This is a genomic window from Ruegeria sp. AL2, from assembly GCF_056540845.1.
Genome location: NZ_JBQFXM010000007.1, coordinates 137,918 through 147,041, shown reverse-complemented (window position 1 = coordinate 147,041; position 9,124 = coordinate 137,918). Strand labels below are relative to the sequence as shown.

Here is a 9,124-nt window from a genome sequence, read left to right as displayed (position 1 = left end):
TCAGTCTCTGGGCCGCTTACACCGCCGAAATGGCAGCATAACCCTACTTTTCCAATGCTTCACAATCGGCCGGCAACAACTTGGCAATACCAGCCAGCAATATGACGGCTCGCGGCTGAAGATCACCGCCCAGTTGATCGACGGCGCAACAGAAGCCCATATCTGGGCGGATGAGTTCGACGTGCCGCTGAGTGCGATGCTTGAGGCAAACAGCGAAATCAGCCGAATAATCGCCAAGGCTGTGGGCACAAACGTGATTGATACCGCGGATGCCAGCATGTCCGCTGGCGATGTCAGCGCCTTGATGATCTCGAATGCAGCGCAAAGCCGGATCATGCGCAACTTCACCCGCGAAAACCTGCTGATCAATATCGAGGAACAGGAACAGTCCATGAAGGACTACCCGGACTCCGCCTGGGGCTTTTTGGGGCAGGCCCTGTCGTTGCGTATCGGGCTCCACAATGGCTGGATCGAAGGCGACGAAGTGGCCCTGCGCAAACGGATGAACGATCTCGCCCGCCGGGGCGTCGAGCTCGATCCCAACAATTTCCTGGCCTACCATGCGCTCGGGCGGGCCTTGATGTTCGACGGCAATGTCGAAGACGCGGCACGCGCATTCCAGCGCGGGATCGAATTGAATCCTTCGTCCACCATCGTTGGCAACGGGCTCGCGGTATCGCAGATATATCAGGGCAAGACGGATGAGGCCCTGGCGACACTTGGTCAGCTGGAGCGCATTGACCCGCTCAAACACTTTGACCTGCAATGGAACAAGGCGTGGGCGTTGTGGCAGAAAGGGGACTGTGACACCGCTCTGGACTCGTTCAAATCAGCGCCCTCGATGCCGGTCGCGGCAAACAAACTCCTTGCGGCCATTCACCATTGCCTTGGCGACAAAGACAATGCGGCAAAAGCCATGAGCGACTATCTTGCGGAGAACCCTGACTGGACCGTTTCGCGGGTGAAGGGCATAGAATCCCGGATGTGGACCGCCCCCGGGGCACTGGATCGCTGGCTTGTCGCGATGGAGGCTTCCGGAATGCCTCAGCATTGATGGCGTCCCGCAATCACGGCATTGCAGACAATCATTCATCGCGCGGAAAAACGCACTCAGAGCTCGAACCGGTCATCTGACTGTTATTCTCTGATGACAGCTAAGAGCCGCTGATCAGTCGTTTGGTCGCGAAAGATCGCGGTTTCCGCTCTCAACAAAAGCTTCGCACAAGAGCGGAAGTCGACGAAAACTTGAGGAATGACCGGGTTGCGGACAAACCCGCCCGAAGCTAATGCAGCGAAATTGGCCTCAATGCGACCGCTTACTTTCGAAGCCTGTCGCGGCATTGCAACGCGATTTATCCGGAAGCGGTCGTTGAAAGCGGCTGACAGCACGGTAAACGGAACCGGTCGTTCGTGGCTTCAAGCCCGTTATCGAAATGATAAGGCGAATAAATTCGTAGACGCAAAAAACTTTTCGCGACGTTCGGTAACTGTCTTGCAGCCACTAAAGCGGTTGCACAGTCATAGCAATTAGTCTGTTTAAACGTTTATTTGAAGTATATTTGACGAAATTCGGCCGGAGTAACTCCCATTCGCTTTTTGAAGAATCTGGTGAAATCACCGGGGTATCCGTAACCCAGTTCCAATGCAGTTTCGGTGATACTGCAGTTGTCTTGCAAAAGCAGTTTTGTCGCGAGGTTTAGACGAGCATCCGCCAGGAGACGAGCATGACTCGTTCCATGCTCAGCCAAGATGCGCCGATATGTTCGCGTACTGATGCCGAAGGCTTTGGCTACTCGGTCGGATAGACTGTCCGTTGTCGACAACGTCAAAAATGTCGAAAGGCAACTAATGATTGATTGTCTCAGATTGGAGTCAATCGGAAGCGGTTCTTCATCGAGAACGGTCCTGCTGGTTGGAGAAAGCGTGAAGTTTCGGTCAACGATACCTATCAGATCGAAAGCAATACCAAAGTGATCTTTTGATTGGACCACAGGAATGTGGCGAAGCTCGTCATGCAACTCGACCTTTTCTGGAAACATGGGTAGGGCCAGCGCGACTGGGAGCACGCTGCAGCCGAGTACGCGCCGGGTTGCGAGTTGCATTATAGCCAGATTGTATTGAAGCGTGGGCCATTCATCCGACCAATCCGTCGCGGCCGTGGTTCGCATAATCCAAAAACGATCGCCCTGCCTATGACAGAAAAAGCGTGCTCCTGATATAAAACTGTTGAACTTCTCGGTCAGGTGATTCAGCCCTTCGAAATTCGTTAAGCCGCAGGGAAGCGGGATGCCAACGACTGAATGCGTCTGCCTGTTTTCTTCTGGGTCAAGCTCGAGACTTCTGAACAAAAAGCTTTGTTCGCCTACCTTTTGCTGGAGAAGGGCAAGAAAAAACTCGACCGCATGCAGCGGCACAATACCCGCTGGGTTCTCAACGATACTTGGTGGCAGCCCGGCGCGGTCAGCGATACGTTCCAAGGTGTACAGTGACAAATCTGATGCACTGATGGCCGGTTTGATAGCCTGCGCGATAACGAGGTTCAGGTTCGCCATGTCTTCTCTCTCAACAGCCCAAAAAGAACTCCGCCCTAGGTAAGAGCAGGCGTAAACACCTCCGTCTCTTGGCCGGAAAAGCTAAGCGCAATCACGGCTAACCTGTCAAACTAAACCAGGATTTACGTTTTGGGAGGACACAAATGAGATTGCCCGAATTATTACAATTCGCTCGCCGACCGTTGTCCGGAGTGATTATTGGAATTGGCTTAACAGTCTCCGCTACAGCTGTCGTAGCTCAGGACGCTCCTCCAAACGTCCTGATCATCTGGGGCGACGACGTCGGATATTGGAACATCAGTGCCTACAATCAGGGCATGATGGGATATCAGACGCCCAACATCGACCGGATCGCCAACGAAGGGATGCTGTTTACGCATTCTTATGGCGAACAGTCCTGTACCGCGGGGCGGGCCTCCTTCATCACGGGGCAATCCGGCTTCAGAACCGGCCTGCTCAAAGTCGGTCTGCCGGGTGCGCCCGAAGGTATGTCCGAGAAGGACCCGACGATTGCCGAGTACATGAAGTCGAAAGGCTATATGACCGCGCAATACGGCAAGAACCACCTCGGTGACAGGGATGAACACCTTCCAACCAACCATGGTTTCAACGAGTTCTTCGGCAACCTTTACCACCTCAATGCTGAGGAAGAGCCAGAGAACGTCGACTATCCTCAGAACCCTGAGTTTCGCGAGAACTTCGGTCCGCGCGGCGTTATCCGATCAACCGCTGACGGGCAGATCGAAGATACAGGTCCACTGACGAAGAAGCGCATGGAGACCATCGATGAAGAGGTCACCGCCGGGGCGTTGGACTTTATCGATCGCGCGGTAGATCAGGATAAGCCATTCTTTCTCTGGTACAACACCACGCGGATGCACATCCATACACGTCTCAAGGAGGAAAGTGAGGGCGTCACCGGCCTCGGCGTCTATCCGGACGGAATGGTGGAGCATGACGGCATGGTCGGGCAAATGCTGGATAAGCTCGACGAGCTTGGCATCGCCGACAACACCGTTGTGATGTATTCCACCGATAACGGCGCCGAAGTCTTCTCGTGGCCAGATGGCGGCACAACGCCGTTCCGGGGCGAAAAGAACGACAACTGGGAGGGTGGATTCCGCATTCCGTTGCTGGTCAAGTGGCCGGGCGTGATCGAGCCGGGTCGAAAATCTAACCAGATCATCAGCCACCTCGACTGGTTCCCAACGCTGATGTCGGCGCTCGGCGATGGAGACATGAAAGAACGTATGCTGACCGAGGCGCCTTTTGGCGAGGGCAACGAGCCGGTGCACCTGGACGGGTATGACTTCATGCCCTACTTCCGGGGTGAGGCAGAAGAAGGTCCACGGCGAGAGTTCCTGTACTTCTCGGACGGTGGCGACCTGATGAACCTCCGCTATAATCGCTGGAAGGTCGTCTTTGCGGAACAGCGCGCTCATGGGTTTGACGTCTGGCAGGAGCCCCTGACGTTCCTGCGGCTACCAAAGATCATCGACCTTTACACCGATCCGTTCGAACGGGCGGAGCACGAGTCAATCGGGTACTCAAGATGGCGGCTCGACCGGACCTATCTCTTGGTCCCTGCTCAGGCGTTTGTTGCGCAATTCTTGTCAACATTCGAGAATTATCCGCCCCGACAAAAGCCTGCGAGTTTCTCGATCGACCAAGTGCTGGAGAGCTTGCAAAGGAACCAGGGCGGCTGAAGCAATTAGTCTTTGAACAAATTTCTAAGAGTGACCGCATCTTGCGGTCGCTTTGTTTGGATCCAAAGCAACCGGCAGTTCTATTCGCAAAGCCGCAATGGGCGTTGCAAATCTAGCTGCAGCGTGACTAAACGGCCGCTTAAATTTCTGCGGCGTGGCTAGCAATTTTGGCGTTCGCGTTGCTGCAGGTGCGAGCATCGGTACCGAAGTACTTCCGGACTGGGCTCAATCCTGCCATTTGAGGGCGGATTGAGCAATCGCAGCATGGACTGACCCACTTGACGGAAGTCCACATAAGAAAAGCGCCGCCAAAGACGCGACCATTTGCTTAGGTCGGGGTGCTTACTTGGTGCAGCGCTTTTCGGCGTCTTCGATTGCTGCGGTAAAGCCCAGCAGCGAGAAGGTGTCCTTGGTTTGCGTGCCGCGTTCGGACCGGGCAGTCAGAACAGCCTCGGTTCCGCGTTTCAGCGCGGTGACGATCTTGGCGTCATCTGCATCTGACGCAGGCCACGCCCACTCACCTTCGGTGAACAGTTCAAACTCGGACCCGTCGACATTCAGGTTCACCGTCGATCCCGGAGCAAACGGGTACCCGCCGGTAAAGGTCACTTGTCCTTTGACCTCGGCATTGGGCCGATAGAACACAAACAACAGAATGTCGCTGCGCCGCACGGATACGACGCGCCCGCCCCGGGTGTTCACGGTTTCCTTGGGGGCCGAAACGCTCCAGCATTCGGTGGGATCATCTTCGACAAAAACGCTCCAGTCCGTTTTTGCGGCAACCCGGTTTGTGCTTGTCGCCTGCTGGGCGATTGCAGAAGTCGCGGCGATGCCTGCCACACACAGGCCCGCAATCGTACGAACGAGCATTGATCCCATTTGTCCAGCCTCCTAGCTCGACCGATACCTCAAATCCATCGGACATGGCTGCGAACCCTTCCGGCCCGTCTATTCCGTTGCGCATTCCGATGATTGCCGACATACACACACTAACGCAGGTTTCGCCACAGGCGAAAGGGCGATTGGCAGAATTTTGCGCATTAATTTCGGAGGTACAGATGACGCAGCCCGTAGCAATGACAGAACTGTGGCGTGGCAACTTGCTGGAAAGCCTGCATCTGGGCCATGCGGTCATTTGCGACGACACTGGCCAGATCGTGCGCAGCTGGGGCGACCCGCAGGCGGTTATCTATCCGCGCTCATCCGCGAAGATGATTCAGGCGCTTCCGCTGGTCACGTCGGGAGCCGCTGCAAAATACGGATTGAACAGCGAACATCTTGCATTGGCCTGCGCGTCACACAACGGGGCTGCGATCCATACCGACCGCGTAACAGCGTGGCTTGATCATCTGGGGCTGAGCGAGCACGACTTGCGCTGCGGGCCACAGGAGCCAGCGGACACTGCCGCGCGGGATCGGCTGATCCTGGCGGATGACACCCCGTGCCAGATCCACAACAACTGTTCCGGCAAGCATTGTGGTTTCCTGACACTGGGTCAGCATATGGGCGCAGGGCCGGAATATCTGGAAATCGATCACCCGGTGCAGCAGGCCTGCTTGTCTGCCATCGAAGAGACGTCAGGCGAAACCAGCCCCGGTTACGGTATTGACGGCTGTTCCGCCCCGAATTTCGCCGTGTCGCTGGCCGGGCTGGCCCGGTCGATGGCATGGTTCGCCAGCGCCTCGGATCGGTCCGACCGTTCCAGCGAGGCGGCGGTGCAATTGGTGGCGGCGATGGTGAAACATCCGGAACTGGTAGCCGGTGAGACCCGTGCCTGCACCGAACTGATGCGCGCCATGAACGGGCGTGTTGCCATCAAGACCGGAGCCGAGGCGGTGTTTGTGGCCATCATCCCGGAAAAACGCATGGGCGTTGCGCTGAAGATCACCGATGGCACCACACGGGCCAGCGAATGTGCCATCGCCGCTATTCTGGTGAGCCTTGGTGTGCTGGAGGCCGATCACCCGGCCACCCGCAAATTCATGAACGCCACGCAATACAGCCGCCGGGGGCTGGAATGCGGAGTGATCAAACCTGCGCCGGGTTTCCCCGGCTAAGGCCCCTACATCTCGATCTCGTGCACCTCGGCCACCTCGACCGAGCCCGAGCCGTTGACGACCATCGGACAGCCCTTGGCCATCTCGGTCGCGGCTTCGATGCTGTCGGCCTTGATCACGGTAAAGCCCGAGGCCGGGTTTGCGCCGCCATTGTCGAGAACCCCGCTGCTGCTGACCGTATAGGACTGTCCGACCGGGTTGCCGGGGATCTCTAACGCTTCGGCCATACCCTGAAACCATGCGCCCCAAGCGGCCATGGTCGCCTCAATCTCGGCGGGGTCGGTCGGGGTGTGTCCCCCGTGATAGACAAACAAATACTGGGGCATATCGCTCCTCCCTGATGAAACCTTATTTGCACTTCGCTTCGAGTTTGCGCAGCGAAGACGTCCAGCCCTGATTGTGGTTCGCGGCTGCTTCGGCATCGGCCAGTTCGCGGTGGTCCAAAACCAAGCGTGACCCTGTGCCCGTCGCTGTGACTGTGAAGGAAACGTGGCTTTCGGCCCCGCGCTGATCCTGATCGTCATGCCAGCCCCAGGTAAACCCCACCGAGTTTGGAGGGTCGATATGCGTGACGTGGCCCGAGACCTTGTATTGCTGGCCCTCGCTGTTTTCCATGACCGAATACCACGGGCCGGTGCGCGAGAAATCCAGATTATGCTCGGGGACATGCATCCCTTCGGGCCCCCACCATTGCAACAACCGGCTGCCGTCGCTGATCCATGCAAACAGATCCTCTGGGCTGACGGGGAAGTCCCGTTCCAGTTTCAGGTCGGCCATGACTTCTCCCTTTCGATGATATCACTGAGGCGATCGAGGCTGCTTTCCCAGAATTGCCGTTTGGAGATCGTCCAGTCGGCAATCATCCGCAGCCCGTCGGACCGGATGGAGTACATCCGTTGGGTGCCCAGCACGCGCTGTTCAACCAGCCCAGCTTCGCGCAACACTTTCAGATGGCGCGAAATCGCAGCACCGGACATTCCGCGCCCTTCGATCAGGTCACCGGCGGGCAGTTCGCCCTGCTCCATCAGCTGCTCGACAATCGAGAACCGGGTGGCATCGGACAAAGCGGAAAAGGTGGTCAGAAGCGTGCTCATGACCTATATTTAACACAAATGTTAAATAATGAAAAGCCCTGTCAGGATTCGACAAAATCCGCGCGACTGTACCCTTGCAGGTAAAGCAGTGCCGTCAGGTCGCCGTGATTCACCCGCACGTCGCATTTCGCAGCCACCGACGGCTTGGCATGAAGGGCAACGCCGGTTCCGGCCCGCCCCAGCATGCCCAGATCATTGGCCCCGTCGCCCACGGCGATCACGTCATTTTCGGACAACCCAAGACGCGTGGAAATCTGCTCAAGCGCCTCGATCTTGGCTTGCCGCCCCAATATGGGACGCGCCACATCGCCCGTCAGTTTGCCATCTGCGGCCAGCAGAGTGTTGGCGCGGTTTTCATCGAACCCCAGCAGCTCTGCCACCCGCGCGGTGAAGGCGGTAAAGCCACCGGACACCAGTGCAGCATAGGCTCCGTTGGCCCGCATCGTTGCCAGCAACGCCTGTCCGCCGGGCATCAGGGTGATCCGTTCGCGCAGGACTTTGCCAATGACGCTTTCATCCAGATCCTTCAGCAGGCCAACCCGTTCGATCAGGGCACCTTCGAAATCCAGCTCTCCGTTCATGGCGCGGGCGGTGATGTCCTTGACCCTTTCGCCGACGCCAGCCTCATCCGCCAGTTCGTCAATGCATTCCTGCTGGATCATGGTGCTGTCCATATCGGCCAACAGCATCTTTTTGCGCCGCCCCTGTGCGGGCTGCACAATCAGGTCCACGCCCATGCCTTGCAAGTCTGCCCAAACGTCCCAGCGATTGGCGGGCATGTCACTCAGCTCAAACTCGACCGCCTCGTCCGGGCTGAGCCACAGGACATCTCCACCGCCCCACGCGTTGCGCAGCGATTCAGGCAAGGCACGGTCCAGCGAGGGTGCAACCGGGCTGGTCAGCAAAGTGGCGACGTACATATTCCAATCTCCAGTGTCATACCCATGCGGGACGGTCAGGGCGTCAACAGTGTTCGACCTTGTTCGGTCAGTTCCCAGCAATTCTGTCCCTCGAATACAGCGACGCCCGTCGGGCGTCCGTATCCGGCCCCCGTGTCCAGATTGATCCGGTTGCCATAATGCGTCGCCTGATCCACAGGCGTGTGACCATGAACGATCAGTTTGGGATGCGGGCCGTGGTAGTCGTGGAAGTCCTGTCTGATCCAGATCAGATCACTTGCCTGCTGTTCATTCAGCGGCACACCCGGACGGATACCCGCATGAACAAAGACAATCTCGGGCGTCTGATGCATCACCACCAGATCGCGCAGGAAGGTCAGGTGCGACTTCGGCACGGCTGTCTGAGCCATACGGTGCAGGTTTTCAAGGCGGATCTGACCTTCGAATTCCACCCCATAGCTGCGCAGGGTGTCGACCCCGCCCAACCTGTCATGCAGCCAGTGGTATCCCACCAACAAATGCGGATCGTGGCGCGGAGTGTCCTCCATGAACCAGGCAAACATGCGGTCGTGATTGCCCAGAAGAGTAATCCAGTTCCGGCCAGCATCACGCCCGGCAATCAGGCGGTCGATCAGCCCGCGACTGTCAGGGCCGCGATCCACGTAATCACCAAGAAACACGATCTGCGCATCGGGGCCGCCATCGCTTTGGATCAGAGACAGCGCGCGGTCCAGTTCGGCCACCTGCCCGTGCAGATCACCAATGGCATAGACTGGCAATGTCATAGAATCCTCCGGCGGCATGAGTCAGCTCGCT

10 protein-coding genes are annotated in these 9,124 nt (G+C 57.5%); 3 read left to right on the top strand and 7 right to left on the bottom strand.

Translation table 11 applies throughout. From position 1 onward, the window contains the following. Nucleotides 1–1,054, top strand: a 1,054-nt coding sequence (locus ACR0ID_RS11690; protein WP_480605550.1) for a tetratricopeptide repeat protein, incomplete at its 5' end; no start/stop codon positions are given. Between the two features lie 490 nt (nucleotides 1,055–1,544). On the opposite strand, the gene ACR0ID_RS11685 is transcribed toward ACR0ID_RS11690, so the two are convergent. After that, nucleotides 1,545–2,552: a helix-turn-helix transcriptional regulator gene (locus ACR0ID_RS11685; protein ID WP_260026700.1), complete on the bottom strand. Its 1,008-nt coding sequence runs from the start codon at nucleotides 2,550–2,552 to the stop codon at nucleotides 1,545–1,547. A gap of 143 nt (nucleotides 2,553–2,695) precedes the next feature. On the opposite strand from ACR0ID_RS11685, the gene ACR0ID_RS11680 reads away from it, so the two are divergent. After that, the gene (locus tag ACR0ID_RS11680) at nucleotides 2,696–4,258 is read left to right on the top strand and encodes an arylsulfatase (RefSeq protein WP_480605546.1); all 1,563 of its coding nucleotides are present in this window, start codon (nucleotides 2,696–2,698) and stop codon (nucleotides 4,256–4,258) included. A gap of 342 nt (nucleotides 4,259–4,600) precedes the next feature. On the opposite strand, the gene ACR0ID_RS11675 is transcribed toward ACR0ID_RS11680, so the two are convergent. Then, nucleotides 4,601–5,137 carry an invasion associated locus B family protein gene (locus tag ACR0ID_RS11675; RefSeq protein WP_480474205.1) on the bottom strand — a complete coding sequence of 179 codons (537 nt, stop codon included), beginning with the start codon at nucleotides 5,135–5,137 and terminating at the stop codon, nucleotides 4,601–4,603. A 179-nt stretch (nucleotides 5,138–5,316) separates the two neighbouring features. On the opposite strand from ACR0ID_RS11675, the gene ACR0ID_RS11670 reads away from it, so the two are divergent. Then, complete coding sequence (locus ACR0ID_RS11670; RefSeq protein ID WP_480546627.1) at nucleotides 5,317–6,315, top strand: asparaginase; 999 nt, start codon at nucleotides 5,317–5,319, stop codon at nucleotides 6,313–6,315. A 5-nt stretch (nucleotides 6,316–6,320) separates the two neighbouring features. Here ACR0ID_RS11670 and ACR0ID_RS11665 read toward each other — a convergent pair whose 3' ends face one another. The 5 genes from ACR0ID_RS11665 to ACR0ID_RS11645 are packed head-to-tail and all read right to left on the bottom strand — an operon-like array spanning nucleotide 6,321 to nucleotide 9,093. Then, complete coding sequence (locus ACR0ID_RS11665) at nucleotides 6,321–6,641, bottom strand: YciI family protein (protein ID WP_480605543.1); 321 nt, start codon at nucleotides 6,639–6,641, stop codon at nucleotides 6,321–6,323. 22 nt (nucleotides 6,642–6,663) lie between these two features. Further along, nucleotides 6,664–7,092 (bottom strand): SRPBCC family protein, encoded by a 429-nt coding sequence (locus ACR0ID_RS11660; protein WP_480605540.1) that lies wholly within the window; start codon nucleotides 7,090–7,092, stop codon nucleotides 6,664–6,666. Beyond that, nucleotides 7,080–7,409 (bottom strand): ArsR/SmtB family transcription factor, encoded by a 330-nt coding sequence (locus ACR0ID_RS11655; protein ID WP_480605538.1) that lies wholly within the window; start codon nucleotides 7,407–7,409, stop codon nucleotides 7,080–7,082. Before ACR0ID_RS11655 ends, ACR0ID_RS11660 begins: the two co-directional genes overlap by 13 nt. A 41-nt stretch (nucleotides 7,410–7,450) precedes the next feature. Further along, nucleotides 7,451–8,329: a phosphoserine phosphatase SerB gene (serB, locus tag ACR0ID_RS11650; protein WP_480605535.1), complete on the bottom strand. Its 879-nt coding sequence runs from the start codon at nucleotides 8,327–8,329 to the stop codon at nucleotides 7,451–7,453. 35 nt (nucleotides 8,330–8,364) lie between these two features. Next, nucleotides 8,365–9,093: a metallophosphoesterase family protein gene (locus tag ACR0ID_RS11645; RefSeq protein ID WP_480605532.1), complete on the bottom strand. Its 729-nt coding sequence runs from the start codon at nucleotides 9,091–9,093 to the stop codon at nucleotides 8,365–8,367. Between the last annotated feature and the right edge of the window lie 31 nt (nucleotides 9,094–9,124).